24 protein-coding genes are annotated in these 25,110 nt (G+C 63.8%); 8 read left to right on the top strand and 16 right to left on the bottom strand.

Going from position 1 to position 25,110, the window contains the following annotated elements; translation table 11 throughout:
- Positions 1 to 129: 129 nt before the first annotated feature.
- Entirely contained in the window at positions 130 to 1,446 is a 1,317-nt protein-coding gene (locus ABIA96_RS12205; protein WP_354137670.1) for an MFS transporter, read from the top strand.
- 15 nt (positions 1,447 to 1,461) lie between these two features.
- On the opposite strand, the gene ABIA96_RS12200 is transcribed toward ABIA96_RS12205, so the two are convergent.
- The 4 genes from ABIA96_RS12200 to ABIA96_RS12185 form a co-directional block, all read right to left on the bottom strand.
- A complete protein-coding gene (locus ABIA96_RS12200; RefSeq protein WP_354137299.1) occupies positions 1,462 to 1,620 on the bottom strand; it encodes a hypothetical protein in 159 nt (52 codons plus the stop codon).
- Positions 1,621 to 1,731: 111 nt separating this feature from the next.
- Positions 1,732 to 3,390, bottom strand: a complete 1,659-nt coding sequence (locus ABIA96_RS12195) for a carboxylesterase/lipase family protein (RefSeq protein WP_354137298.1) — start codon at positions 3,388 to 3,390, stop codon at positions 1,732 to 1,734.
- Positions 3,387 to 4,883, bottom strand: coding sequence for a carboxylesterase/lipase family protein (locus ABIA96_RS12190; protein WP_354137297.1), 1,497 nt, complete (start codon positions 4,881 to 4,883; stop codon positions 3,387 to 3,389). The genes ABIA96_RS12195 and ABIA96_RS12190 overlap by 4 nt, the downstream gene beginning before the upstream one ends.
- A 23-nt stretch (positions 4,884 to 4,906) precedes the next feature.
- Positions 4,907 to 6,244 (bottom strand): MFS transporter, encoded by a 1,338-nt coding sequence (locus ABIA96_RS12185; RefSeq protein WP_354137296.1) that lies wholly within the window; start codon positions 6,242 to 6,244, stop codon positions 4,907 to 4,909.
- Positions 6,245 to 6,456: 212 nt separating this feature from the next.
- Between ABIA96_RS12185 and ABIA96_RS12180 the strand changes: the two genes are divergently transcribed.
- Positions 6,457 to 7,107 carry a TetR/AcrR family transcriptional regulator gene (locus tag ABIA96_RS12180; RefSeq protein ID WP_354137295.1) on the top strand — a complete coding sequence of 217 codons (651 nt, stop codon included), beginning with the start codon at positions 6,457 to 6,459 and terminating at the stop codon, positions 7,105 to 7,107.
- Positions 7,108 to 7,365: 258 nt separating this feature from the next.
- Here ABIA96_RS12180 and ABIA96_RS12175 read toward each other — a convergent pair whose 3' ends face one another.
- The 4 genes from ABIA96_RS12175 to ABIA96_RS12160 all read right to left on the bottom strand — a co-directional run bounded on the left by ABIA96_RS12175 (position 7,366) and on the right by ABIA96_RS12160 (position 11,732).
- Positions 7,366 to 8,517: an alpha-hydroxy acid oxidase gene (locus ABIA96_RS12175; protein WP_354137294.1), complete on the bottom strand. Its 1,152-nt coding sequence runs from the start codon at positions 8,515 to 8,517 to the stop codon at positions 7,366 to 7,368.
- Between the two features lie 34 nt (positions 8,518 to 8,551).
- Positions 8,552 to 9,742: a mannonate dehydratase gene (gene uxuA / locus ABIA96_RS12170; protein ID WP_354137293.1), complete on the bottom strand. Its 1,191-nt coding sequence runs from the start codon at positions 9,740 to 9,742 to the stop codon at positions 8,552 to 8,554.
- 13 nt (positions 9,743 to 9,755) lie between these two features.
- Positions 9,756 to 10,805, bottom strand: coding sequence for an L-idonate 5-dehydrogenase (locus ABIA96_RS12165; protein ID WP_354137292.1), 1,050 nt, complete (start codon positions 10,803 to 10,805; stop codon positions 9,756 to 9,758).
- 114 nt (positions 10,806 to 10,919) lie between these two features.
- Positions 10,920 to 11,732: a FadR/GntR family transcriptional regulator gene (locus ABIA96_RS12160; protein WP_354137291.1), complete on the bottom strand. Its 813-nt coding sequence runs from the start codon at positions 11,730 to 11,732 to the stop codon at positions 10,920 to 10,922.
- 147 nt (positions 11,733 to 11,879) lie between these two features.
- Between ABIA96_RS12160 and ABIA96_RS12155 the strand changes: the two genes are divergently transcribed.
- Positions 11,880 to 13,349 carry a mannitol dehydrogenase family protein gene (locus tag ABIA96_RS12155; protein ID WP_354137290.1) on the top strand — a complete coding sequence of 490 codons (1,470 nt, stop codon included), beginning with the start codon at positions 11,880 to 11,882 and terminating at the stop codon, positions 13,347 to 13,349.
- 89 nt (positions 13,350 to 13,438) lie between these two features.
- Entirely contained in the window at positions 13,439 to 13,846 is a 408-nt protein-coding gene (locus ABIA96_RS12150) for a nuclear transport factor 2 family protein (protein WP_354137289.1), read from the top strand.
- Positions 13,847 to 13,859: 13 nt separating this feature from the next.
- Here the strand turns inward: ABIA96_RS12150 and ABIA96_RS12145 are convergent, their stop codons facing one another.
- The gene (locus ABIA96_RS12145) at positions 13,860 to 14,594 is read right to left on the bottom strand and encodes an HAD family hydrolase (RefSeq protein WP_354137288.1); all 735 of its coding nucleotides are present in this window, start codon (positions 14,592 to 14,594) and stop codon (positions 13,860 to 13,862) included.
- A gap of 133 nt (positions 14,595 to 14,727) precedes the next feature.
- Between ABIA96_RS12145 and ABIA96_RS12140 the strand changes: the two genes are divergently transcribed.
- Both ABIA96_RS12140 and ABIA96_RS12135 read left to right on the top strand, forming a co-directional pair.
- Positions 14,728 to 15,576 (top strand): SDR family oxidoreductase, encoded by an 849-nt coding sequence (locus tag ABIA96_RS12140; protein WP_354137287.1) that lies wholly within the window; start codon positions 14,728 to 14,730, stop codon positions 15,574 to 15,576.
- Positions 15,577 to 15,700: 124 nt separating this feature from the next.
- Positions 15,701 to 16,969, top strand: coding sequence for a serine hydrolase domain-containing protein (locus ABIA96_RS12135; protein ID WP_354137286.1), 1,269 nt, complete (start codon positions 15,701 to 15,703; stop codon positions 16,967 to 16,969).
- Between the two features lie 58 nt (positions 16,970 to 17,027).
- On the opposite strand, the gene ABIA96_RS12130 is transcribed toward ABIA96_RS12135, so the two are convergent.
- Both ABIA96_RS12130 and ABIA96_RS12125 read right to left on the bottom strand, forming a co-directional pair.
- Positions 17,028 to 17,915 carry a dienelactone hydrolase family protein gene (locus ABIA96_RS12130; RefSeq protein ID WP_354137285.1) on the bottom strand — a complete coding sequence of 296 codons (888 nt, stop codon included), beginning with the start codon at positions 17,913 to 17,915 and terminating at the stop codon, positions 17,028 to 17,030.
- A gap of 99 nt (positions 17,916 to 18,014) precedes the next feature.
- Positions 18,015 to 19,241, bottom strand: coding sequence for an MFS transporter (locus ABIA96_RS12125; protein ID WP_502918816.1), 1,227 nt, complete (start codon positions 19,239 to 19,241; stop codon positions 18,015 to 18,017).
- A 575-nt stretch (positions 19,242 to 19,816) separates the two neighbouring features.
- Here ABIA96_RS12125 and ABIA96_RS12120 point away from each other — a divergent pair.
- Positions 19,817 to 20,395 carry a MarR family winged helix-turn-helix transcriptional regulator gene (locus ABIA96_RS12120; RefSeq protein WP_354137668.1) on the top strand — a complete coding sequence of 193 codons (579 nt, stop codon included), beginning with the start codon at positions 19,817 to 19,819 and terminating at the stop codon, positions 20,393 to 20,395.
- A gap of 13 nt (positions 20,396 to 20,408) precedes the next feature.
- Here the strand turns inward: ABIA96_RS12120 and ABIA96_RS12115 are convergent, their stop codons facing one another.
- Positions 20,409 to 21,338: a hypothetical protein gene (locus tag ABIA96_RS12115; RefSeq protein WP_354137284.1), complete on the bottom strand. Its 930-nt coding sequence runs from the start codon at positions 21,336 to 21,338 to the stop codon at positions 20,409 to 20,411.
- 818 nt (positions 21,339 to 22,156) lie between these two features.
- Here ABIA96_RS12115 and ABIA96_RS12110 point away from each other — a divergent pair.
- Positions 22,157 to 22,930 carry a response regulator transcription factor gene (locus ABIA96_RS12110; RefSeq protein WP_354137283.1) on the top strand — a complete coding sequence of 258 codons (774 nt, stop codon included), beginning with the start codon at positions 22,157 to 22,159 and terminating at the stop codon, positions 22,928 to 22,930.
- 179 nt (positions 22,931 to 23,109) lie between these two features.
- Here the strand turns inward: ABIA96_RS12110 and ABIA96_RS12105 are convergent, their stop codons facing one another.
- Genes ABIA96_RS12105 through ABIA96_RS12090 form a run of 4 tightly spaced genes read right to left on the bottom strand, consistent with a single transcriptional unit; the run spans position 23,110 to position 25,104 of the window.
- Complete coding sequence (locus tag ABIA96_RS12105) at positions 23,110 to 23,568, bottom strand: hypothetical protein (protein WP_354137282.1); 459 nt, start codon at positions 23,566 to 23,568, stop codon at positions 23,110 to 23,112.
- Positions 23,565 to 24,164, bottom strand: a complete 600-nt coding sequence (locus ABIA96_RS12100; RefSeq protein WP_354137281.1) for a flagellar biosynthesis protein FlgN — start codon at positions 24,162 to 24,164, stop codon at positions 23,565 to 23,567. Before ABIA96_RS12100 ends, ABIA96_RS12105 begins: the two co-directional genes overlap by 4 nt.
- A 44-nt stretch (positions 24,165 to 24,208) precedes the next feature.
- Complete coding sequence (locus ABIA96_RS12095; protein WP_354137280.1) at positions 24,209 to 24,688, bottom strand: rod-binding protein; 480 nt, start codon at positions 24,686 to 24,688, stop codon at positions 24,209 to 24,211.
- Positions 24,685 to 25,104 (bottom strand): hypothetical protein, encoded by a 420-nt coding sequence (locus ABIA96_RS12090; protein WP_354137279.1) that lies wholly within the window; start codon positions 25,102 to 25,104, stop codon positions 24,685 to 24,687. The genes ABIA96_RS12095 and ABIA96_RS12090 overlap by 4 nt, the downstream gene beginning before the upstream one ends.
- Positions 25,105 to 25,110: the final 6 nt, after the last annotated feature.

Below are 25,110 nucleotides of genomic sequence, written 5' to 3'. Positions count from 1 at the left end.
GCGCGTCGCCTTACGTGGCGCTTCCGGTGTTGACGCGAATCCATGCGCGTTTAAGTAGGTGAGACAAAGACTGCAGGGGTGGCGACGTTTGCCGGGCTGGTTCCCCTCGACGCCACCGATGCAGGACACATGACGCCCTCGCCTCACGCGACCTCGCCAAGCGCGCACTCGAATTCGGCTTCCGCGCCCCCTCATCTCGCCATCGTCCTGTTCTCGCTCGCGATGGGCGGCTTTGCGATCGGAACCACCGAATTCGCATCGATGAGCCTGCTGCCGTTCTTCGCGGCTGACCTTCATATCGATGAGCCGACCGCCGGACACGCGATCAGCGCCTACGCCCTCGGGGTGGTGCTGGGCGCCCCCCTGATCGCCGTGCTCGGCGCGCGGTTCGCGCGACGCACGCAGTTGCTGGTCTTGATGGCCATATTTGCACTCGGCAACGCCCTCACCGCGCTTTCACCGGGCTTTGGCGCGATGATCGCGGCCCGCTTTCTCTCAGGGCTCCCGCACGGCGCCTATTTCGGTATCGCCGCGCTGGTCGCGGCCTCGCTCGTTCCGCAACATCGCCGCTCGCAGGCGATCGGCCAGGTGATGCTCGGCCTGACCGTCGCCACCATCATCGGTGTGCCGCTGGCCAATCTGATTGGCCAGGTAGTCGGCTGGCGTGCCAGCTTCGGGCTCGTGTCGGTGCTGGCGCTGCTCACGATGCTGCTGTGTGCGCTGTTCGCCCCGCGCGACCAGGCCGGCCGATCCGATCCGCTGCGCGAGCTCGGTGCGCTCCGAAGCCGCCGCGTCTGGAACACGCTCGCGATCGGCGCTATCGGCTTCGGCGGCATGTTCGCCGTCTACACTTATCTGGCGACGACATTGATCGAGGTCACCAAGGTCAGCACCGAGGTCATTCCGTTCTTCCTCGCGATATTCGGCATCGGCGCCACGCTCGGCAATCTGTTCGTGCCGCGCTTCGCCGACCGCGCGCTGATGCCGACGGCAGGTGTCATCCTGCTGTTCGCGGCCGTGGCGCTGCTGGCGTTTCCGCTCGCCGCCGGCAATCCCTGGCTGCTCGCGATCGACATTTTCGCAATCGGCGCCAGCGTTGCGCTCGGGGCCGTGCTGCAGACGCGGCTGATGGACGTCGCTGGAGACGCACAGGCGCTCGCTGCCGCGCTCAACCATTCGGCGTTCAACACCGCCAATGCGCTCGGCCCATTCCTCGGCGGCCTCGCCATTCGCCAGGGTCTCGGCTGGACCTCCACCGGTCCCGTCGGCGCCGGGCTAGCAGTCCTGGGCTTTCTGATCTGGATCGTCGCCTATCGGGACACCGGCTCCGCGCCGGTCGGACAATTCTCCGGCAGTGACATCGCACCACGTGAGGATGCTCCCCTCAAGCGCGCACCGCCACTGGCGCCAATTGAGCGGAGCCGTTCGGAGGATCCGGTGGCTTGACGGATCGCAACGCGCTCAGAACAGAGCGGGGTTGAAAGCCTGTCCGTAGATCATCGCAGCCACGAGCGAGACGAGCAGGCCCGCGCCTGAGAAGATCACCAGGATCTTCAGCGTTTCGACGTCGAGATTGGTCCCCGTCGCGCGGGTTATTGCTCTTGCCAGTGCAGCAATCATCGCCAGCTCCGAAGCCGGCCGCGCGGTCGCGGGGCCTGACTACATCTAGCGCAGATCGGCGCTTCTGCTTGTGAAGCAGATTACAGGTGCACCATGGCTATCGTCCCCGCGCTAGTCGCGCGACACTCGCGGCGTCGAGGGCGTGACGTTGGCGGGCGTGTGGAACTCGAGCCGCGCCCGGTTCTCCTCGCGCACGCCAGAGTCGTCGCCGAACTCGACATAGGTCTGCGCGTCCTGCTTCCATTGCGGCCATGGCGTTGCCGACGTAGCGGGATTGCCGGTGCGCGCGAAGGTGACCAGCGTGTCCATCATGCGTTCGGACAGCGCGCGGTCGAATTCGGTCCAGTTGCGCGTGGTGCGGAATTTGTTGAAGGCGTCCTGTGTTCCGAACCAGTAAGGCACGTCAGAGGTGTGATAGGCGCCGATCTTCTGCGGGCTGTCGAAGAACTCGACGCCCGGCGCGAACGGATGCACGCGCGAGAACATGTACATGTAGAACGGCGCCTTGCCGGTCTTGGCCTGGGCTTCCGCCCAGTTGCGCGTGCCGATCTCGACCAGCCCTTCGCGCGCCGCAAGCAGGCCCATCGCCTTCGCCTCGCCGTCGGTCTTGGCAGGATAGAGCGCGAGGAAGCGATCGGCCTGGTCGCCGTAGAGTTTTTTCGCAGCCGCGGTATATGCGTCTAAATTTCCAGCGGCGCGCAGCTCGTTCGAGCTTTCGTCGCTCGTGAATCCTGCGACAGTCGCAACATCGTTCTGCTTTCCAGCCGCAAAGATGTTCGGGACGGTATCGGGTAGCACGTAACCGTCGATATCAAGCGTCACGGCGATCGATCCGGCGCAGCCGAGCTGGCAATCCTTCTGGATCGCCAGAATCTTGTCGGCCTGGATCTGCCGCATCTCGGCGAGCGACGCGGCACCAAGCGCCGACTGCACCTCGAGGCCGATCTTCTCGGCGGCGGGGAGCGCCGGGAATTTGAAGCGGTTGTCGAACATGCTCAAGCTCATCGCGAAGCCGCGATTGAACAGGCCCTTGGCCAACGGGCTCGCCTCCAGCGCCGAGACCGACATCGCACCGGCCGATTGCCCGGTGATGGTGACGTTGTCGGGGTCGCCGCCGAATTGCGCGATGTTGCGCTTGACCCATTGCAGCGCCGCGACCTGATCCATCAGGCCGTAATTGCCGGAGGCGTGGTTTTGCGATTCCGCGGTCAGCTCGGGATGGGCGAGATTGCCCAAAATGCCGACGCGGTAGTTGAAGCTGACGAAGATCGTGCCTTTCTTCGCGACGTTCTCGCCGTCATACATCGCGCTGCCGCTGGAGCCGAGCGTGAAGCCGCCGCCATAGATCCAGACCACGACCGGCAGCTTCGCGCCTTGCCTTGCATCCGCGCTCGCCCAGATGTTCAGATAGAGGCAGTTCTCGCTGGTCGCCTCCTCGCCGAAATAATGATTGAGATTGTGCCGGCGCAGCACCTGGATGCATTCCGGCGCCAGCCGGTCGGCGTGATAGACGCCCTGCCACGCGTCGACCTTTTGCGGCGCGCGCCAGCGGAGATCGCCGAGTGGCGGCGCGGCAAAGGGAATGCCGAAATAGGCCCTTACGTTCGACGGCAGCACCTTGCCGGAGACGGCGCCGTTATCGATGCTGACGGGATCTCCGGGAACAGGCGTCGCGACGATCTGCGCCGTGAGGGACGAAGCAGCCAGCACCACAAGGAGCGAAGCGACCGACAAAGCGGACCATTTAGCATTCCTGTTCAAGATGCTCATACGGCCTCCCTGATGTTGTTTTTATCGTTGGAGCCTGTGCTCAATTCCGCCCATAGACGGAAGCGAACACCTTCGTTGAGAGGTACAATATGAAACGGTTGCCCGAAGATTGCGAGAGGCTCCTTGGCCCGCTCGAACCGCGGCCAGGCTTCCGCGACATCAGGCATGCCTGTCGTCACGAAGCGCAGCAGGCTGCTCTGAAACCGTGCCGCGACGTCGATATCGGCCGGGGTCATCGGGCCGCCCTTGCGCTTTAGGATCGGACGATCGATGAAGTCAGGCAGATGCGCCCAGAGGCACGCATTGTCGGCACCGTGGGTCGGTCCTTGCGACAGGAACGGTTCCAGCGTCGGGCGATGGTCGAACCGGCTCAGCCACACCGCGCCACCTGCGGCCGCGTGATGCCGCGCGAGATCGGCCATCGGGCGATGCCAGAATGCATCCGACAGCAGCGCCTCGTACGGATCCTCGTCGAGGCGCGCCGACCCGCGGTAGCAGCCGAGCAGACGCTCCCAGCCGGCATCGCCGAAGGCGGCGCGCACATTGCGCTCGGTGGTGCGGATCATCGCGGCCGGCGGCGTGCTCTTGAGGAACATCACCATCTCGTCGCGGCAGGAGCCGAGCCAGAGCGGAATGTGGCGCAAGCCTCCCTCGGCAAAGACATCGCGCGGCTCGCGCGGGATCACGGTGCCGTCGAGCACCGGGCCGAACAATGTGCCCGAGGTGGTTTCATCAGCGATCCTGCGGCCGACGCGCTCCACTGCGGCAAAGAGCTTTGGCAGCGGCACGGATGCGATCGCAGCGGTGTCGTGCTCGAGTTCGAGCTCGGCCAGCACGCGGCGCGCGCCCTGGTCGGCATGCTCCGTGCTCATGATACTGCGGCCCGGCGCGCTCAGCGCCAGCGCGCGGGCGAACTTGCCCTTGGCTTGCGGCAGCGTTGCGAGCGCAATGACCATGGATGCGCCGGCCGACTGGCCCGACAGCGTCACCTGGTCCGGATCGCCGCCGAAATTGGCGATGTTGGCGTGGACCCAGTCGAGCGCCGCGAGTGAATCCGAGATCGCGAGATTGTTGGCCTCGCCCAATCCGTGACGATGCAATTGCAGGAAGCCGAGCGGGCCGAGCCGGTAGTTGATGGTGACGATGACGGCCGGACCGTGCGCCGCGAGGAATGCGCCGTCATAGTCGGCGCCGCCGCCAGTGATGAAGGCGCCGCCATGGATGAAGAAAAGCACCGGCAGCGGGCGATCGGCGCTGCCCGGCGTCCAGATATTCAGGCTGAGACAGGATTCCTCCGCCTGATCAAGATGGCCGGGCTGCGGCGCATAAGCGCCGTAATCCGTGCATTGGCGCGGCTCCGTCCACGCAGACGGCGGCGTCGCTTTGGCGAAGCGCCGCGCGGTCGCGAACGGCACGCCTCTGAAGGCGCTGACGTGCCCCTGCTCGGCCCCGATGATCGGGCCGAGCGTGGTTGGAACAGCGTTGGTCAGCATGCGATCGTTGTCCTGTCTTGCGCTCACGCGCGCCGCTTGCCGAGATCGGCGATGTCGACCTTGTGGGTTTCGCGCGCCGTCGATGCGGCCACGGCCGAAGCGACACAGCAACCGGCGACGAAGATCGCAACCGGGATCCAGCCGTTCGGTCCTTCGCGGACGAGGCTCGCACTCACCAGCGGTGTGAAGCCGGCGGCAAGGAAGCCGAGCTGAGTGCCGATCGCCGTGCCGGAATAGCGCACGCGCGTCTCGAACATCTCCGCATAGAACGACGGCCAGATCGCGTTCGGCGCGGAGTAGATGATGTACAGGCCGATCGCGGCGACGAAGATTGCGGGCGTGCTGCCCGACGTCACCAGCATGAAATAGGGGAACAGCAGCACAGCGCAGCCGAGCACACCGCCGATGAACACCGGCTTGCGGCCGATCTTGTCGGCGAGCAGGGCCCAGAGCGGCTGGGCGAACAGCGCCACGACATTGCCGAGCACGCCGGCCCACAGCATGGTCGGACGCGCGACGCCGAACTTGCTGGTGGCATAGCCGAGCGCGAACACCGCGGTCATGGTGCTGACGGTCGCGATCAGCGCGCAGACGATGACGCGCAGCACGTCCGGCCAGTAGTCGCGCAGCAGCGCGACGACGGGAAAGCGCGCCACTTGCGCCTTGTCCTTGATGTCGGCGAACACCGGCGTTTCCGGCATGGTCCGCCGCACCAGATAAGCGACCAGCAGCACCAACGAAGAGAGCAGGAACGGAATGCGCCAGCCCCAGCTCAGCAATTGATCTTCCGGCATGCTGGCGACCGGAATGAACACCAGCGTTGCCAGGATCGCGCCGGCCTGGGTGCCGCTCAGGGTCCAGCTCGTGAAGAAGGCGCGATTCGAGTTGGCGGAGTGCTCCAGCGTCAGTGAGTTCGCCCCGCTCTGCTCGCCAGCCGCCGACAGGCCCTGCAACAGGCGCAGCAGCGTCAGGATGATGGGCGCGGCGTTGCCGATCGTCTTGGCATCGGGCAACAGGCCGATCGCGAGCGTCGAGGCGCCCATCACCACCAGCGTGAACAGCAGCACCGTCTTGCGCCCGATGCGATCGCCGAAATGGCCGAGAATGACGGCGCCGACGGGACGCGCGATATAGCCGATGCCGAACGACAACAGCGCGAGCAGCGTCCCGGTCGCCGGGTCGACATTGGCGAAGAACACTTTTGGAAAGATCAGCGCCGCCGCGGTGCCGTAGATGAAGAAGTCGTAGTATTCGAGCATGCTGCCGACGAAGCTGACGAGCGCGGCGCGCTTCGGCAGCTTGCCTTGCGAAACGTCCGCGCCGGACGGCGCGTGCAGCGATGCGATTGAGGTCGAGCTCATCAAAATTCCTCCCCGTGTGCGATGTGGATCGCGGCTCGCTTTGGCCCGTCCGGCCGTGCGCGCGTTTTTTGTTTTGGTTGCCGCAACCTTGCTTTCTATTCATAATGTACGAACTAGTACGTTTATGCAAGGCTACATCGAAAGACGTCGGATTGGGCGAAATTTGCCTTCACCTTCAAGGTGATCCATAGAAACGGGCGGGAGAAACAGTGATGCTCGAGCGCATGCCAGCCCCATCGAAGCGCACCAACGACCCCGCGCGCACGAAGCGCGACATCCTCGAAGTGGCGATGGCCGAATTCGCCTCGGAGGGCTATTCCGGCGCCCGCGTCGACGCGATCGCGGCGCGCACGCGCACCTCGAAGCGGATGATCTACTATTATTTCGGCGGCAAGGAGCAGCTCTACCTCGCAGTGCTGGAAGAAGCCTATCGCAGCATCCGCGCGCTGGAGGACCAGCTCGACATCGCCAGCTGCGACGCGCGCGAGGGCCTGCGCCGGCTGATCGAGGCGACCTTCGATCACGACGAGCGCAATCCGAACTTCATTCGCCTCGTCTCAATCGAGAACATCCATCACGGCAAGCACCTGAAGCAGAATCTGCAGCTGCGCCAGCTCAACGCCAGCGTGATCGCAACGCTCGACGGCATCCTCAAACGCGGCCGTACCGAGGGCGCCTTCCGCGACGACGTCGACGCCATCGATTTGCATCTGGCCATCTCCTCCTACTGCTTCTTCCGCGTCGCCAACCGCCACACCTTTGGCGCGCTGTTCGACCGCGACCTCAGCGAGCCCAGGGTGCTGGCGAAGAGCAGGAGCCAGATCGTGGAGATGATTTTGGCGTGGCTGGCGGTGAAGGTTTGAGGCAGCGGCGACGCAAACAAAGCCAGCCGTCGCAAACTCGCTGTCATGCCCCGGCTTGACCGGGGCATCCAGTACGCCGCTGCTTATCGAGGACTCACAACTGTCTCTGGAATACTGGATCGCCCGATCAAGTCGGGCGATGACACCGAAAGTGTGGGACGCGTTGCTACATGCTCGTCATTGAGCGAAATTCGACAGCGCCGATCTCCAACGCGCATGCCGGCTCTCGGACATACCCTCGCCTTCTCGCGCGGTGCGCTAGCCGGGCCGAAAGCGCAGATTTGCGCGCGACAGCTGGCTGATCGAATTGCACCCCATCAGCTTCATGCCGCGCTCGAGCTCGGCGCGCAGTTGGCCCAGCGCGCGTTCGACACCGGGCTGGCCCGCGGCGGCGAGCGGATAGAGATAGTATCGTCCAAGCCCGACCGCCTTGGCCCCGAGCGACAACGCTTTCAGGATATGGGTTCCGCGCTGGATGCCGCCATCCATCATCACGTCGATGCGGTCACCCACGGCGTCGACGACTTCGGCGAGTTGATCGAAGGCTGAGCGGGAGCCGTCGAGCTGGCGGCCGCCATGGTTGGACAGGACGATCCCGGCACAGCCGATATCAACCGCGCGGCGCGCGTCCTCCACCGACATGATCCCTTTCAGGCAGAACGGCCCGTTCCAGGTCCGCACCATCTCCGCGACATCATCCCAGTTCATCGCGGGATCGAGCATCTCCGTGAAATAACGGCCGATCGACATCGCGCCGCCGCTCATGTCGACATGCTCCTCCAACTGCGGGAGCCTGAATTTCTCGTGGGTGACATAGTCGATGCCCCATCTCGGCTTGATCGCGAACTGCAGCATGCCTGCAAGCGTCAGGCGAAAGGGAATGCTGAAGCCGGTGCGCAGATCGCGCTCGCGATTGCCTCCGGTAATACTGTCCACCGTCAGCATCATCACCTCGACGCCCGCCTCCCTGGCGCGCTGCATCATGGCCCGGTTGAGACCGCGATCCCTGTGAAAATAGAACTGATAGACCTGCGGCGTATCGTAGGCCTTGCGCAATTCCTCGAGGCTCACCGTGCCCAGCGAGGAGACACCGAACATGGTGCCGTATTTCGCAGCCGCCGCCGCGACGGCGCGCTCGCCTTCATGATGGAACAGCCGCTGCAGGGCGGTCGGCGAGCAGTAGAACGGCTGCGCGAGCTTCTGGCCCATGACGGTGACCGAGAGGTCGACCTGCTGCACGCCGCGCAGCACGTTGGGCAGCAGATCACAATGCTCGAAGCTGGCGCTGTTGCGGCGGAGGGTCGCCTCATCGTCGGCCCCGCCATCGATATAATCGAAGATCGGCCCCGGCAGCCGGTGACGCGCCAACCGCCGGAAGTCGTGGAAGTTATGACACTGCGTCAGACGCATCTCTCACCTCTGCTCACACACCGCCGCAAATCTCCTATTGATGCTCGATCGCACGGATCGCGCCGCGGAGTTCGGCGAGGCCGCGGAGACGGCCGATTGCAGTATAGCCGGGATTAATGCACTTGGTAGCGGCGAGATCGTCGAGCATGCGATGGCCATGATCGGGACGGAATACGATTTGCTTGTCCGGCGAACGCCGCGCGTTCTCCTTCAACAACGCCTTCAGCACCGCGACCATGTCGACGTCGCCGTCGAGATGATCGGACTCGTAGAACGTCAGGCCATCGGCCTCGCGCTTGGTCGCACGCAGATGCGCAAAGGCGATGCGCGGGCCGAAGCGTTCGGCCATCGCCGGCAGATTGTTCTCTGCCCGCACGCCGAGCGAGCCGGTGCACAGGCAGATGCCGTTGGCCCTGGATGGCACGGCATCGAACAGCGCCTGATAGTCGTCGGCGGTCGAGGCAATGCGCGGCAGGCCGAACAGCGGCCGCGGCGGATCATCCGGGTGCAGGGTCAGCGAGACGCCGAGCTGTTCGGCCACCGGCGCGACGCGTGCGAGGAACTCGGCGAGATGCTGCCGCAGGATCTTTGGCGTGATGTCGCGATAGCTCTCCAGCCGGTCGCGGAATTGCGGGATCGTCATCGGCTCGGTGGTCGAGCCCGGCAGCGCGCTGGCGATGGCCATGATGAGATAGTCGATATCGGCCTGGCTCATCTTGTCGAAGAGCTGCTTCGCCCGGGCCTGTTGCTCCGGCGAATACTCCTGCACGGCGGCGGGGCGCTTGAGGATATGCAGCTCGAACGCCGCAAAGCGGTCCTGATCGAAGCGCATGGCCCGGGCGCCGTTCGGCAGCTCCCATTCCAGATCGGTGCGGCACCAGTCGACGACGGGCATGAAATTGTAGCAGATGATCTTGATGCCGGAGGCGGCCACCGCCTCCAGGCTCGCGATCCACGCTTCGATCGACTTCGTGGCCTTGGCTCCGAGGCGCTTGACATCGTCGGGGATCGGAATCGATTCCACCACCGACCACGTCAGCTGCGAGCGGCCGGGCTGGCCGTTCTCGATGAAGTTCTTGCGCTCCTCGACCGCCTTGCGCGTCCAGGCCTCGCCAATCGGCACCTGATGCAGCGCCGAGACGATATCGCTCGCCCCGGCCTGCCTGACGTCATCCAAAGACACGGGATCATTGGGCCCGTACCAGCGCCATCCCTCGAGCATCATGCCTTCTCTCCTATCAGTTCGCGGTGAGCACGACCTTGACGCTCTGCGAACGGTCGAGCGCCAGCCGCAGCGCGTCGGGCGCAGTCGACAACGGTCGCTCGGCGGTGACAAGGGACAGCACATCTACGCTGCCGGCACTGATCAGCTCCACGGCAGTCATGAACTCGAGCCCGAAGCGGAATGAGCCGCGCAGGTCGATCTCCTTGGCCATCACCGCATTCGACGGCGTCGGAATCTGGCCACCCGGCAGATTGCCGATCTGCACCACCACGCCGCCGCGCCTGATAATGCCGATGGCGCTGGCAAGGCCCGCGGCCGTGCCCGAGACCTCGAACGCGACGTCGTAGGGACGCAACGCAGCTTGCGCCTTCAGGCCCTCTTCGCCGTTCGCGACGTTCTCGACATGCAATGCGCCGAGCCGGGTCGCGAAGGCGAGCGGGGCCAGTGCGATATCGGCTACCGTGACATCGACCATGCCGGCGCGGTGCGCGGCCAACATGGTCAGAAGCCCGATCGGGCCGGCACCGAAGATGATGCCGCGCTTGCCCTGGATGTTGCCGGCGCGCGCGACCGCGTGCAGGCAGACCGCGAGCGGCTCAGCGAGCGCTGCGGCCTGATAGGACACATGGTCGGGAATCTTCACGCACTGCGCCGGAATCGCATCGAAGTAGTTGGCGAAGCCGCCCTGCATGTGCGGCGTCTTCGACGCCGAACCCATGAAGTAGATATTTTCGCAAAGGTTCTGCCGTCCCTCACGGCAGGCGCCGCAATGGCCGCACCAGCGCGACGGGTTGACGGCGACGCGGTCACCGACCTTCAGGTTCGCGGCCGAACCCGCGATCTCCACGACCTGGCCCGAGATTTCGTGACCAAGTATGAGCGGCGACTTCACCACGAAGTCGCCGGTCCGGGCGTGACGGAAGTAGTGCATATCCGAGCCGCAGATGCCGCCGGCACCAAAACGGATGCGCGCCATGCCCTCAGTGAGCTTGTCGAGCGGATGCTCGATCATGCGCAGATCTTCGGGGCCGAACAGGGTTGCGGCGAGAGAGGTCGAGGTCATTTGGAGAGTCCCATATATTTTGGTCACCAGAGGGTGAGTTCAGGAATGTAGGTGATCGCGATCAGCGCGATCGTCATTGTCTTCAACACTGATTTTCCTCCGCTGATTTAAGTCTCATCGCCGTCGCGCGCTGGCGCTTTTGGCCGGCTTCTTCGACGGTCGTTTTGGCTTCGTCGGCTGAGCCAGGGATCGCGCGCTCCGTTTCCGCATCGCCGGCGATCCCGTGGCGGTGTCGGCGCCAAAGTTCTGCGCAAAGCGCTCCTGCGAATGCGCGAGGTGATCGCGCATCGCGTCGCGGGCCGCAGTTGGCTGACGCGCCGCAATGGCATCGCGCACGGCCCGATGCTCGTCAAGCGCGGCGCGCCAGGTGCCGGGATTCTCGAAGTAATGCGCAAGTTGCGCGAAATAGGGATTGAGGCGCTGGTCGAACAGTTCGCCGACCACGCGCACCAGTACGGCGTTGCCGAGGCATCCGGCGATCGCGATATGAAAGGCACGGTCATGGACCATCGAGGCTTCGCCGGGGTGCGCGACGTTCTGCATCGCGACCAGGGCGGCGTCGATGCGTGCGATATCGTCCTTCGTCGCCACGCGCGCGGCCTGCTCGGCAATCGCGCTTTCGAGGAATTCGCGGGCGCGCAGCAGCTCGAACGGCCCTTCTATGACGGCGGCCGTCAGCGCGGGCGTGACGCCAGCGGGCTCGGTCACATAGATACCTGAACCGACGCGGATGCGGACGCGTCCCTCGACTTCGAGCGCGATCAGGGCTTCGCGCACCGTTGGCCGCGACACCCCAAGCTGATCGGCGAGCTCGCGCTCGGTTGGCAAGCGGCTGCCGACCGCGTACTCGCCGCAGTCGATCAGGCTTCGCAATTGATCGGCGATCTGGCGATAAAGACGCCTCGCCTCCACAACTTCCAGCGGCACGCTGGCCTCCCCGAAAAGGGTCTCGCAAGGGTGGCTTCCACCCCGGCGGCCCGCCAATTTTGGATAATTGGCCTTACCAATTGACCAAAGCATTGACCGAGCACGGGCGCCATGTCAATCAGCGGCCAAACACAGGGAGAGACGACCATGCGGCTTGGCCGCGCCAATCTCGACCGGCTGCCGCCAGCCATCCGCCGCCCGGCTTATGACCGTTCGCGCATCACGCCCGGCATCGTGCATCTCGGCCTCGGGGCGTTTCATCGCGCCCACCAGGCCGTCGCCATCGACGATTGCCTTGCTGCCGGAGCGACGTCCTGGGGCATCGTCGGCGCGAGCCTGCGCAGTCCGGAGACGCGCGACGCCCTCGCCCCGCAGGATCATCTCTACACGGTCGCCGTGCGCGCCGCCGAAGGTACCCAGCATCGCGTTGTCGGCGCGCTGCTCGACAGCGTCGTCGCACGCGAAAAGCCGGCTGCGCTCGTCGAGCGGATGGTCGATCCCGCCATTCGTATCGTCTCGCTGACGGTCACCGAGAAGGGCTATTGCCACACGCCGCAGACCGGCGATCTCGACGAACGGCATCTAGATGTCGTGCACGATCTCAACAATCTCGATGCGCCGCGCTCGGCACCCGGCTTCATCGTGGCCGCGCTCGCGCGGCGGCGCGCGCTTGGCGTTGCGCCCTTCACCGTGCTGTGCTGCGACAATCTCGCCGCCAACGGTCACACCGTGCAGCGGATCGTCACGCAATTCGCAGCACTCCGCTCAAAGGATCTCGGCAAATGGATCGCGGACAGCACCGCCTTCCCCTGCACCATGGTCGATCGCATCGTCCCTGAGACGCTGGAGGCCGACCGTGATGCGGTCGCCACCGCGCTCGGGATGCGCGACGCCTGGCCGGTGATGACAGAGCCGTTCACGCAATGGGTGGTCGAGGATCGCTTCTCCGCGGGAAGACCCGATCTCGCCGCGGCGGGCGTCGAGCTCGTCACAGACGTCAAGCCGTTCGAGCTGATGAAGCTGCGGCTGCTCAACGCCAGCCATTCGGCGCTCGCTTATCTCGGCTATCTCGCCGGCTACGAGACCATTGCCGACACCATGCGGGATCCGCATTTCGCGCGGCTTGCGGCACACGTGATGGAAGAGGCCGCGGTGACGCTGACGATGCCTGCGGGTACTGACCTTGCCGCCTATCGCGCCTCGCTGCTCGAACGCTTTGCCAATCCGGCGCTGCGTCACCGCACCTGGCAGATCGCGATGGACGGCTCGCAGAAGCTGCCACAGCGCCTGCTCGGCGCGATGCGGGATCGTCTCGCCAAAAATCTGCCGATCGCGACGCACGCGCTCGCGGTGGCCGGATGGATGCGCTACGTCACCGCGATCGACGAGCAGGGCCGCACCATCGACGTGCGCGATCCCCTCGCCGCCGAGATCGCGGACCTGGCGCGCGAGGCTGGTCCCGTCGCTGAACGGCTCGCGCCGGCGTTGCTCGGCGTGGAGAAAGTATTTGGACCGCTCGGTGCCGAGCCGCGCCTGCGTGAGGCCGTGATCGCGGCGCTCGGTCGTCTTTATAAGCAAGGTGCGCGGCGCGCGGTGGAGACGCTCGTCTCGGCGTGACCATAAAGTGGGCAGCAATGCTGCACTGCGTTCAAAGTCGGACAGAAGTCGCGCTTGATTTTTGCCTGCCATTGGCCCACCCGAGGGGCATGGCAAAGGACAAGAAAGTCATCGCCGCGAACGCGGCTTTTTACGCCGCCTTTTCGACGGGCGATTTTGACGAAATGAAGCGGATGTGGGCGGATGACGACGCCATTTCCTGCATTCATCCGGGTTGGCCGGCGATCGTCGGCCACGCCACAGTGATCGGAAGCTGGCGCGACATCCTGCAGAACCCGGAACGTCCGCAGATCGTCTGCGCCGAGCCGCAGGCCATCGTCGACGGCGATAGCGCGCGCGTGCTCTGTATCGAGATCGTCGACGGCACCGCCTTGGCCGCCGCCAACCATTTTCGGCGCGTCGGCGACGGCTGGCGTCTGGTGCATCACCAGTCGAGCCCAATCGCGCAGATTGTCGAGCAGGCTGAGGACGATAGAGCGAGCCACCGGGTGCACTGATCGCCGCGGCGTTCTACTGTGCATGGGGTTGTTTTGCGGTTTTTTGTTTGGCGGCGAGTTCCGACAGATCGTCCAGCACCACCCGCGCCGCGCTGAAATCATCATCCCGGAAAAACATGCTGCGCGTGATGAGCACGGGAATGTTGGCCCGCGCGGCCGCGATCAGCCCGTTGGCGGAATCCTCGATCGCGACGCAGTCGGACGGCATCAGCTTCAATCGCGCCAGGACTTCGAGATAGACATCCGGCGCAGGCTTCTTGTGCCTGACATCGTCACCGGCAACGATCGCATCGAAATCCGCGGCCCAGCGCGCCCCCAGCGCCCGCGATAGCAACGCATCGATATTGCCGTGCGAGGTCGTGGTCGCAATCGCAAGTCGCTGGCCGCGCGCCTTGGCCGCGGCGAGCAGATCCGTCACGCCGGGCCTCAAGGGGCAGCAGCCGGTCGCGACCAGCTCGGCATAATGGGCGGTCTTGATACCATGGAGGTCGGCGATACCAGCATCCGACAAGGGCGGCGCGATCCACTGCCTGGTGTGGAAGGCGCGGATGCGCTCCTTGCCGCCAGTCACCCGTAGCAGATCCCCGTAGACGGCACGGTCCCAGTGCCAGTCGAGCCCCTGACGAGCAAAGGCATGGTTGAAGGCCCGCCGATGCAGCTCCTCCGTCTCAGCGAGAGTCCCGTCGACGTCGAAGATCAGCGCGGCCGCGTTCCGGACCAGCTCCGCCGCGCTCGATTCCACCTGCATGGTCGATGCCTCCCTGGGCAGACCATCGCCCGCACCGGCAGGCGAGTAAAATCGCAATATCTTTTGCCGGACCCAAAAATCTCTTATGAGCGGAGGTGCGCGCCTCGCGCGAACGGGAACTCACGGGAGACGCATGCGGCTCTTCATCTTCGGCCTCGGCTATAGCGCTCGGCATTTCGTCCGCAGGTTCAGCGGCAGCTTCTCGCATATCGCCGGCACGGTGCGCGATCCCGCCAAGCGGGACGACCTCGCCGGCCTCGATCTGCATGGCTTTACCGGCAGCCGTCCCACCGACGTGACGGTCGACCGTATCAGGGAGGCCGATGTGCTTCTGATATCGATCCCGCCGGGCGGCACCGGCGATCCCGCGCTCGCGGTGCTCGACGACGTACTCGCGGCGGGCCGCCGCAAGGTCGTCTATCTCTCCACCATCGGCGTCTATGGCGATCACGCCGGTGGCTGGGTGGACGAAAGCACGCCGCCGCAGTCTGCCCTTGACCGCGCGCGCATGCGGGTCGCGGCCGAAGCGGCCTGGACGGAGACGGCGCACGGCAATGTCGAGATCCTGCGGCTTGCCGGCATCTACGGCCCCGGCCGCAACGCGCTAGTGACGCTGCGCGGCGGAACGGCCCGGCGCATCATCAAGCCGGGCCAGATATTCAACCGCATCCATGTCGATGACATTGCAAGCGCCATCATGGCCGCGATCCACCATCGGGGCGGCGGCATCTGGAATGTCTGCGACGACGAGCCCGCACCGCCGCAGGACGTGATCACCTATGCCGCGCAGCTGATGGGCATTGCGCCGCCGGACGAAGAGGCGTTCGCGACAGTCGAGATGTCGGCGATGGCGCGCAGCTTCTATGCCAGCAGCGCCCGCGTCTCCAATGCGCGGCTGACGCACGAGCTCGGCGTCACGTTGACCTACCCGACCTATCGGCATGGTCTCGATGCGCTGTGGCACGCGGGAGACGGACGATAGGGGTTCCGACATCGCCGGCGCGTCCCAGACATGCCCTGCCCGCGCTTGACTTCGCTCTTGTGCGGTCGTGATCTAGCCGTGGAGCGAGCCACTTCATAACGAGCTCGCGGCTTGGGAGGATGCAATGAACAAGACGATCGCCATGATCGCGGCGGCCGCTGCCGTCATCACCTTCGGTGCGGCGAACGCTGCGCCGTTGCCTGAAGCCAACCCCGACGATGTCGGCTTCTCCAAGCAGGGCCTTGCGCGGCTCGACGATTTCTTCGCGCGCGAGATCGCGGCCAAGCGCGTGCCGGGTGCCGTCGTTGCGATCGCGCGGGACGGCAAGCTCGTGCGCTACAAGGCCTATGGCATGCTCGATCCCGCCAAGGGCACGCCGATGCCGATCGACGCGATCTTTTCGCTGGCCTCGATGACGAAGCCGATGGCCGCGGTCGCCGGCTTGACGCTGATGGAGCAAGGCAAGCTGCCGCTCCAGGCCAAGCTGTCCGACTACTATCCTGCGTTCGCCGATATGAAGGTCGGCGTTCAGCAGCCCGACGGTTCAGTGAAGCTCGAACCGCAGGCCTCGCCGATCCACATTCACGACCTCTATCGGCACACGTCCGGCCTGATGTATGGCGGCCGCCCGGACAGCTCCAGCGCGCTGGCACGACAATATCCGGAAGGCACCGCGCCGGCGATCGAAGGCGACACGCAGGCCTTCATCGAACGCATCACAAAACTGCCGCTGGTGCATCAGCCCTCGACCGAGTTCGAATACGGTTTTTCGATCGACGTGCTCGGCGCCGTGATCGAGAAGGTGAGCGAGCAGCACCTCGGCGATTATCTCGGCGCCAATGTCTGGCAGCCGCTCGGCATGAAGGACGCGACCTTCCATCCGACAGATGCGCAACGCCCTCGCCTCGCCCGTCCCTTTGCCAACGATCCGATCACGGGCAAGCCGCAGGCCATCAAGTTGCTGGATACCCCGACCAAATTCGATTGCGGTGGCGCCTGCTCGTTCGCGACGGTCGGCGACTATATCCGCTTCGGCCAGATGCTGCTCAACGGCGGCGAGCTCGATGGCCAGCGCATTCTCTCGCCGAAGACCGTGCATCACATGACGAGCAACCATCTTGGGCCCGAGATCAAGAACAACGTGGCCAATGTCGAACCGCATCGCGCCGGCTTCGGCTTTGGCCTTGCAGTCGCGGTCCGTACCAGCGAAGGGCTGTCGTCAGTCCCCGGCAATCCCGGCGAGTTCACCTGGAACGGCGCCTACGGAACACAGTTCTTCTGTGATCCCAAGGAGCGTCTCGTCGTGGTGGTGGGAACGGCGGCGCCCGGCGAGCTCAGGAAATACTATCGCGAACAGGTGCAGGACATCGTTTACGGTGCGATGACGAAGTGAGACCAGTCCGATAGAATGGAAAGAGCGGCCGATCAGGCCGCCCTTTCATGTTGTGGCGTCAGCTCAGCACGCCGTATTTCTTGAACCAGGCCTGTGCCTGCTTCCAGGCATCTTCCGCCGCGTCTTTGCGGTAGCTGCCGCGGTAGTCGGCATGGAAGCCGTGCGGCGCTTCCGGATAGATCTTGAATTCGGCCGTCTTCTTGTTCTGCTCGAGCGCCGCCTTGAACTGCTCGACCTGGGCCACGGGGATGCCGGTGTCGGCGCCACCATAGAGGCCGAGCACCGGCGCCTTCATCTCGGGCGCAAGCTGCATCGGGCTCTTCGGCCAGAGCGGATTTGGCGCATCGACCGGCGGACCGTAGAAGGCAACGCCGGCCTTGAGCGTGCCGTTATGGGCGGCATATTCCCAGACCGTGCGCCCGCCGCGGCAGAAGCCGATGATGCCGAGCTTCGCAATGTCGCCGCCTTGCGATCCCGCCCATGCCACCGTCGCATCGAGATCGGACAGCAGCTCGGCGTCCGGCTTGGCGTTGACGATTGGCAGCAGGTCCTTGATGTCGGTGATCTTGGTGAGATCAGTGCCCTTGCGGAAGTAATAGTCGGGCGCGACGGCGAAGGCGCCGAGCTTGGCGAGACGCCGCGTCACATCCTTGATGTATTCGTGCAGGCCGAAGATCTCCATCGCAACGATGATCACCGGCGCCTTGGTGCTGCCGGCCGGGCGGGCGAAATAGGCCGGCATCTCCTCGGAACCGACCTTGATCCTGGCGTCGCCAGCCTGGAGGCCATTGGTGTCGGTCGTGATCACCTCGGCGCGGACCGGCCCGGCCGCAAGCGTGTAGCCGGCGGCGACGGCCGCGGTCGCGCTCATGAATCCGCGGCGTGAGACCGGGGCGACTTTCGTCAACCCGACGACGTCGCCTGTCATGATGGTTTCAATGCTCATCGGTTTGTCCCTTCCTGCCTGACCCTGATCCTTCAGGCGACGCATTCGCCAATAATTGCCAGCGAAACGCAAATCACCAGCCTGCGAGCGCGGCACCTTTCAGACTTGGCCTTGACGCTGTTTCACCGGCGCAGTCTCCGGCATCAGGCTCATCGCGACAAGTCCGACGATTGCAGCAAGCAGAAGGTACCAGGCCGGCGCCAGCGGATCGCCGGTGACATGGAGCAGCCAGGTGACTACGAGCTGCGCCGTGCCGCCGAAGCTCGCGATCGCGACTGCGTAGACGGTGGCGAACACGCCGCCGCGTATGTTCTGGGGCAGCGCCTCAGTGAACGTCGCGTAGAATGCGGTGAAGGGCAGCGAACCGATGACGGAGAGCAGACCGAAGCCGACCAGGAGCGACAGCGTGCCGGGCGCATGGACGATCCACAGGAAGACCGGATAGGTCAGCAACAGCGTTGCGAGCTGCGGCCAGATCATGACGGGCTTGCGGCCGAGACGATCGGCGAGCCAGCCGCCGACCAGCGCGCCGGCAAACTGAATGGCGTTGCTGACCAGCGACACGCCAAACGCCAAGGTCGACGAGACATGCAGCGTGTTCTGCGCATAGGTCGTCATGTATTGCGTGACATAGGTCGAGATCGTTCCGCTGGCCAGAACCATCAGCGCCAGCAGGATGAGTCCGGTGTGGCGGCGGGCCTGCGAGAGATGGCCCGTGCTCTCTTTCGCGGCCGCACCGGCTTCGGCCTGCGGGATCGTCTCCGGCAGGGTCCTGCGCATCCAGACGCCGAACGGCAGGCAAACCGCGCCGATCAGAAACGCCAACCGCCAGCCATAGGTGTCCAACATCTCCGGCGCCATCGTCTTGCTGAGGATGACGCCGACCAGGGCGCCTGCCGTCGCGGCGATCTCCTGGCTCGCCGGCTGCCACGCCACCACCAGCGCCCGATGTTCCACCGGCGCGATCTCGATCAGATAGGCGGTGGTGGGCCCGACTTCGCCGCCGAGCGCAAAGCCCTGTACCATTCGAGCCGCGATGACGATGATCGGCGCTGCAAGCCCGATCGAATTGTAGGAGGGCGTGAACGTGATGGTCAGGATCGCCATACCCATCATCGCGAAGCTCAGCAGCATGGCGGGCCGCCGGCCGATCCGGTCGGAGTAGATGCCGAGCACAATGCCGCCGATCGGCCGCGTCACGAAGCCAGCGCCGAAGGTCGCAAGCGACAGCATCAGACTGCCGTAGTCGCTCCCGGTCGGAAAGAAAGTGTGGCCGATCTGGATCGCGAAGAAGCTGTAGGTGATGAAGTCGTAGAACTCGAGCATGTTGCCGACGGTGGCGGCCAGTGCTGCGCGTCTGACGCTGAACGGCTCTGCCTGGAGGGGCTGAGCTTGAAAAGGCTTGGCTTGCTCGTTTCGCGACGACACTCTCGAATTCCCCGGTGATTGTGTGCCCGATTTAACCGCGTAACGACATTGCGTCGCAACATCCATTAACCGAAAAATGGGGTTCTCCCGCTGCCCGCGGCGCCATCACGCGTTGCAGGCTGTGCGCGGTTTCTCGCAATTCGAAGCGTTTCGCCGCAACAATCGGGTTCGATCATGGCCGCAACGACACATCATGTTGCCCAGGTACAGCACACCACCCGACATTTGAGCGCGAGCCCGCGCCATTTATCTGAAATTTTCCGATCAGTTGAGCCGTCATATTTACTCGAACTTTCTTCGTGACCCTCTAGTTCCACCCCCGAATGTTCCATCTCCAGAACGGAGACGCGTCTTCCAAGCGCGGCACCGTTTCAACTTCGAGCGAAGTGACGTTCGACAGCTTTATTCCGACCCGCAGCGATTGCGCTACCAGAGACCCAATTGAACAAAGCTTCATCCGATTTGGCATTGATATGAATTTGGCTCGCGAAGCGATTGAATTATTGGGACAGGTGGCGCGAATCCTGTGGTTCGAAGGCACCAAGCACGGCATGCGCGATCGCGAGTGGATGGCGCTGCGCTTTCTCTCCCGTGCCAACCGATTCTCCCGGACACCTTCGGCACTGGCGAGCTATATCGGCACCACGCGCGGTACCGCCTCGTTCATCATCGGCGAGCTCGAGCGGTTGGGTTATGTGGAGCGCAAGCGCTCCGCCAAAGACAAGCGCTCGGTGTTGCTGAGCGTCACGCAGCAGGGCAAGAAGTTCCTGGCGCGAGATCCCGTCAATGGTCTCGTCGACGCCATTGATGTCCTCGCTGACGACGGCAAAATCCGCTTTCGCGACACCTTACGACACGTGCTCGATCAGGCGGATGCCGCCGAACAGCGGCATCACACCGACGTCTGCAAGCGATGCATCTTCCTCCGGGAAGATCGCACCAGCTCCGAGAACAAAGCCACGGTCGAGTTCACCTGCCGGCTGTTTCGCGCGCCGATCGCGGAAGCCGAAATCGGCCTGCTATGCACCAGCTTCGAGCATCACCGCCAATAGGATTGTCCGCGGTTCATTTGCGCGTTGAGTAGACGACGCCGCCGCTGGTCTCCACCACCAGACGGCCGTTCGCGCTCCTGATCTCTTCGATACGACCGAGATTCGGGACCTGCTGACCGAGCACGGCCTCGACGACACCGCTCGGGCCCTGCAGGATCGCAACGCCTTCATAAGCCTGCCGGACCGACCAGCCCTTCACCGCCTTTCGCGGTGCCGAGCTGTGTTCGGCCGGAGACACCGACCCCGTGGTCTCGGGTGCCGCGACCGAGGCCATCATCGGCATCGCCGGCGACGGCTGCGCAGCAACGGGAGTCGGCTGGACCTGGGCCTGGGCGAGCCTGTCGAGCTTTGCGGTCGAGGACGAGCTCACACGCTCGATACGATCCAGATTCTCGGCGAACCGGCCGAAACGATCGCTGGTCGCCTTGCTCGACTGATCGACCGCCGCTCGCAGGCCGTCGAGATTCTCGGATACACCGGACAATTGCTTGCGCAACTGGGCGACCGTATCGCGCAGATTCCTGATCTCGGCATTGGCCGCGACATTGGTCTGGCTCGGCTGCGTGGTGAGATAGGCAATGACGCCGGTGCAGGCGCAGACCACCAGGATGGCAGCAACCGCCAATGTCGCCAGCGGCGCCACCCATGTCGGACGCGGCGGCGGCGGTTTGGCCACGATCACCGCCGGCTTGATCACCGTCGGTACAGGCTTTGGTATCGCCATCTTGTCGAGGCGCGCCTTGGCGCGAATACGCTTCAATCCTTCAAGCGCTGCTTTGGCCGCAACCTCGTCGCTCGATGCAACTGCAGGCTTCGCGCCAGGTGCGGGCTTGGCCGTGCGCGGCGCATCATTGATCTTCGTGTCACGTGCTTCCGGAGCCGGCTTCGCCGCTGCAGTTAAATCTGCTGTTTCGGCGGGACGCGTTTTTCCATCGGACAACATTTGAAAATGCTCCGTTCGTTTTCGATCTGTCGAACGAAGCTAGTAGGCGAAGCTTGCCTGAAACGTGCGCATCAAAAAAAATATCTTCGTCACAAACAAAGCGACACCGAATGAGTCCAACGCGTCATGCACGAGGCGAAAGTGCGACTCGAAAGACACACACTCGCCTAGATTTCGCCAAGCTTGAGTATCGCCGCCATACATGAGTCGAATTGTCGCAGGCGGGTGCGCGGCCAAGAGAGTCAATCCCGGGTTGAAAACCCTTCCGAGCGACGGTCCTTTAGCCCTGCCCGAAACAGCTTTATTTGCACGGGTGTATGGGACTTTATAACCACCACGGTGCAAAACTAGTTCGCATTCCAAATCAACTGGTGAGTTTAGACATACAAAGAAACAACCAAAAACAAATCAACAGCATCAAGCACACGTAGCAAACGCTTTGTTCCGCACGCTTGATCGGAAATCGGCAAACGTTACGGTCCTTCTCAAGTGATTCTCGCCAGTTGGCGAGGAGATCGACTGAGTTCAGTAGCGTTCGGACGCAATCAGCAACGTGTCGCAACTGTTCTAGGTCGCTATCTCACCGCTCCGCGGGGTGATCCGTAAGACACCCGCCGAGCCTCACGCAGTAAGCGTTCAGTATCGAGTCGAGGTAACAGGCCTGCTCACGCAGGCACTGAATGCGTAGGGCTGCCCGCGAATATCGAAACCATAATAACGGTTCGTGGGAGGGAATATCGTCAAACAGCATGGCCGACGAGCCGGGTATCACAACAACCTCCCGGCCGCTGCAAGTGCGAAACAGGGGCGACAGACTGATGTATATTATCGTTGATGATCGCGAGACCGTCACGAACAGCTACGTAGGAGGGCTCGTTCGCGAGGGCGTTTCGTCGATCGGGTTCTCCTCCGGAGAATTCTGGGACTGGCTGCAATCTGCGAACGAATCGGACCTGGCAGCGGTCGATGCCTTCCTTCTGGGGGACTGCGATGCCCGCGGAAGCCTGCCACGGGCGATGCGTAAGCGGTCCACGGCTCCGATTATCGCCATGAGCGGCCAGAAGATGCTCAAGAACACACTGGAGCTGTTTGAATCCGGCGTGGACGACGTGGTTCACGTGCCGATTCACCTGCGTGAGATCCTTGCCCGAACGGCCGCGATCGCACGCCGCCGGGTAGGCGAGTTGCCGAGGCCCTGCGAGACCAGGATCCAGGTCTTCTTCAACGGACGTGACCCGGAGATCGCGGGCCACGCCCTCACCTTGCCCCGCCGCGAACTGCGCATTCTCGAATATATGGTCAGCAACCACGGCAAGTGGATCACCAAGACGCAGATATTCAACGCGGTTTACGGCATCTTCGAATCCACGTTCGACGAGAGCGTGATCGAGAGCCACGTCAGCAAGCTGCGCAAGAAGCTGCGCGACCGCCTCGGTTTCGATGCGATCGTGGCGCGGCGCTACGTCGGATACCGGCTCAACATCCCGGCCAACGAGGCCATCATCGACGAGCCGATGCAGGAGCTCGACGGGGTTGGCATTCTCCTGAACCGAGCTCATGTCGCCCAGGCGGCGTATCCGGCCGGCAACTGACGCGCTAAAGCGCGATGAGATTGGGATAAATCGTCATCGCGCTTTAGACTGCTGTTTGAGCGTGCTTTAAAGCCACGGCTCACAAACGATCACCGGCCTCTGCGGGGACATCCGCAGAGGCCGGTTTGCTTTCCTGGCAGAAACGTCGTTACGACCGCGCGGCTTCACGACCCGGCGCGCTACGGCTTCTGCTGGAATTCGTCCTTGGAGACGTAGTTGAAGTCCTCGACCAGCACGTCCTGGAGGATGTCGGCCTGCATCCGCTCGTTGACGCTTTTCTTGATCGCCGAGGTTAGGACGGAGAGGTCGTAACGGGCGAGCTTCCTGAAATCGAGCTTGTCGTCAGCATAGATCCTGCGGAAGGCCTCGTCGACGACGAAGGGCTCTGGCGGAACGGTGAGCTGGTGCATGGTCCGCGCCTCGACCGTGTAGACGAAGCGCGCGACGATGTAGCCCTGCACCGCGCCGCTCTCGACCATGGGTATGCTCAGCGCCCGTGTCTTCTCGTATTGCAACCCGTCGAGATATTCGTCCTTCGCGGGCAGCAGGGTGCCGTTTTCCTTCCAATAGGCAACCCCGTAGCTCGTGCCCGCGGTGAGGATGCATACCCAGAGCCCGGCCAGCACCAGTTTGATCATTTTCCATCCCGTGCTGCGCGACCGGTGTAGGTGCCGTCCGACTCAGCGTCTTTGATCGCCCTGACGATGATGGTCGCGACCTCACGCACGGCGTCGTAATGCATTTCGAGGAGCGAACGGTTTCGCTCGAGCTTCTCGCGTAGCCGCTGGATCTCCTCGGTGATCTCGGTCTCGCCGCCGAGATGCATCCGCGCCCGCATCAGGCGGACGAATTCCAGCATGCTTCGGCTCTTGCGCATGCTGAAATCGTCGAAATCGACCTTCTGTCCGGTCGCAAGCGCGATGGTTTCTTCCTCGACGATGTTCTCGAGCCGGCGAATCGCGGATAGCAGGCCGCTGATCTCCTCGGATCGTGTTGCCTCCAATCTCGCCGCTTCGACCTCGTCGAACGGCATGTCGCCGCCGACATTCGGCAGGAGCACGGGCAACAACGTATCGCCCGGCGCGGCCCCCGTCATCAGCTCGGAGTCCAAGACCTCGTAGCCCAAGACCTGGGTGTCCAAGACCTGGGAGTTCAAGACCTGGGAGTTCAAGACCTGCCTTTCAACGACCGGTTGCTCCATCACCGGAAGTGTCGCGCCTTGTTCTACCTGCATAGCAAATTCACCCTTCAACTTTCGTCACCCATGTCCCAGATCCATCAGCCCGACTTGCCCGTCACATCCGGACCAGCCGGGTGCGCGGACGCGAGCTGCTTGGCAATTCCGATCCCCTTGCCCTTCGCAAGTTGAGCGCCAAGCTGCTCGGCCAGCATCGATTTCCAGACGCCGCCGGCGGTGCCCTTGCCGAAAACTTCCTCCGACTCCTTCGGCAGCATCGTCTCGACGAAGGTCTGGAGGATGAACGCTTCGAACTTGCGATAGACCTCGTCAGGACCCGGCTTCTTGATCACCTGCACCGGCGGCCCGTTTACCACCCTCGACTGCGCTTCCATCAGCTTTGCGGCGGATTGATCGGCCGCTGCCGCGGACGCCTTGCTGGCCTCAGCGTCCATCGTCGTGGCGAAATCGGCGTTCGACGATTTCAGCGCGTCAAGCTTCGCGGTCGCGGCGCGCTGCGCCACCGGATCGGCGGCGTCGAGGACGTCGAGGACGACGTCGGATGTCGGTGTCACGATCATGTCTTGTTCCGGCTGGCTGGCCGTGGCGTCGAATCGCGCACGGTGGCATGTGTCTCTGTCATATCCTCGAGCGAACGCTTCTCGGCGTCGCGCAGCTTTTCGGCGAGCGCCCCCTTGGCGACCTCCTCGAGCTGCTTTACCCGCCGACTCTCCGAGCGGACCTTGTCGAGCTGCATCGCGGCACGCTCCTGCACGGCTTGCACGCCGACGGTCGTCCTGTTGAGGCGCCTCGCAATCGACCCGCTCGACGATCCGGCCGGCGGTTTTCCCTCGTTCAGAGTCCCGACCAGCCACGCCTGCTCATCCTGCATGGTCTGCTCCTGCTGCCGCAATTGCGCGAGCTGCCATTCGGACAGACGGAGCTGAAGCTTCACCAGCGAGACGATCCGACCGAGCTTGTCCGCGCGCGAGGTCATGGCCCG

The sequence above is a fragment of the Bradyrhizobium sp. LB11.1 genome (genome assembly GCF_040549385.1).
Taxonomy (GTDB): Bacteria; Pseudomonadota; Alphaproteobacteria; order Rhizobiales; family Xanthobacteraceae; genus Bradyrhizobium.
This window is presented reverse-complemented; position numbering and strand designations above follow the sequence as displayed.

What these genes read in the sequence shown, in the direction of transcription:
- ABIA96_RS12120 (WP_354137668.1), top strand. Translation starts at nt 19,817, where the DNA reads ATGAATTTGGCTCGCGAAGCGATTGAATTATTGGGACAGGTGGCGCGA.
- ABIA96_RS12185 (WP_354137296.1), bottom strand. Translation starts at nt 6,244, where the DNA reads ATGAGCTCGACCTCAATCGCATCGCTGCACGCGCCGTCCGGCGCGGAC.
- ABIA96_RS12200 (WP_354137299.1), bottom strand. Translation starts at nt 1,620, where the DNA reads ATGATTGCTGCACTGGCAAGAGCAATAACCCGCGCGACGGGGACCAAT.
- ABIA96_RS12135 (WP_354137286.1), top strand. Translation starts at nt 15,701, where the DNA reads ATGAACAAGACGATCGCCATGATCGCGGCGGCCGCTGCCGTCATCACC.
- ABIA96_RS12130 (WP_354137285.1), bottom strand. Translation starts at nt 17,915, where the DNA reads ATGAGCATTGAAACCATCATGACAGGCGACGTCGTCGGGTTGACGAAA.
- ABIA96_RS12110 (WP_354137283.1), top strand. Translation starts at nt 22,157, where the DNA reads ATGTATATTATCGTTGATGATCGCGAGACCGTCACGAACAGCTACGTA.
- ABIA96_RS12095 (WP_354137280.1), bottom strand. Translation starts at nt 24,688, where the DNA reads ATGATCGTGACACCGACATCCGACGTCGTCCTCGACGTCCTCGACGCC.
- ABIA96_RS12165 (WP_354137292.1), bottom strand. Translation starts at nt 10,805, where the DNA reads ATGACCTCGACCTCTCTCGCCGCAACCCTGTTCGGCCCCGAAGATCTG.
- ABIA96_RS12155 (WP_354137290.1), top strand. Translation starts at nt 11,880, where the DNA reads ATGCGGCTTGGCCGCGCCAATCTCGACCGGCTGCCGCCAGCCATCCGC.
- ABIA96_RS12140 (WP_354137287.1), top strand. Translation starts at nt 14,728, where the DNA reads ATGCGGCTCTTCATCTTCGGCCTCGGCTATAGCGCTCGGCATTTCGTC.
- ABIA96_RS12145 (WP_354137288.1), bottom strand. Translation starts at nt 14,594, where the DNA reads ATGCAGGTGGAATCGAGCGCGGCGGAGCTGGTCCGGAACGCGGCCGCG.
- ABIA96_RS12105 (WP_354137282.1), bottom strand. Translation starts at nt 23,568, where the DNA reads ATGATCAAACTGGTGCTGGCCGGGCTCTGGGTATGCATCCTCACCGCG.
- ABIA96_RS12115 (WP_354137284.1), bottom strand. Translation starts at nt 21,338, where the DNA reads ATGTTGTCCGATGGAAAAACGCGTCCCGCCGAAACAGCAGATTTAACT.
- ABIA96_RS12190 (WP_354137297.1), bottom strand. Translation starts at nt 4,883, where the DNA reads ATGCTGACCAACGCTGTTCCAACCACGCTCGGCCCGATCATCGGGGCC.
- uxuA (WP_354137293.1), bottom strand. Translation starts at nt 9,742, where the DNA reads ATGATGCTCGAGGGATGGCGCTGGTACGGGCCCAATGATCCCGTGTCT.
- ABIA96_RS12195 (WP_354137298.1), bottom strand. Translation starts at nt 3,390, where the DNA reads ATGAGCATCTTGAACAGGAATGCTAAATGGTCCGCTTTGTCGGTCGCT.
- ABIA96_RS12205 (WP_354137670.1), top strand. Translation starts at nt 130, where the DNA reads ATGACGCCCTCGCCTCACGCGACCTCGCCAAGCGCGCACTCGAATTCG.
- ABIA96_RS12100 (WP_354137281.1), bottom strand. Translation starts at nt 24,164, where the DNA reads ATGCAGGTAGAACAAGGCGCGACACTTCCGGTGATGGAGCAACCGGTC.
- ABIA96_RS12180 (WP_354137295.1), top strand. Translation starts at nt 6,457, where the DNA reads ATGCTCGAGCGCATGCCAGCCCCATCGAAGCGCACCAACGACCCCGCG.
- ABIA96_RS12175 (WP_354137294.1), bottom strand. Translation starts at nt 8,517, where the DNA reads ATGCGTCTGACGCAGTGTCATAACTTCCACGACTTCCGGCGGTTGGCG.
- ABIA96_RS12125 (WP_502918816.1), bottom strand. Translation starts at nt 19,241, where the DNA reads ATGCTCGAGTTCTACGACTTCATCACCTACAGCTTCTTCGCGATCCAG.
- ABIA96_RS12090 (WP_354137279.1), bottom strand. Translation starts at nt 25,104, where the DNA reads ATGACCTCGCGCGCGGACAAGCTCGGTCGGATCGTCTCGCTGGTGAAG.
- ABIA96_RS12150 (WP_354137289.1), top strand. Translation starts at nt 13,439, where the DNA reads ATGGCAAAGGACAAGAAAGTCATCGCCGCGAACGCGGCTTTTTACGCC.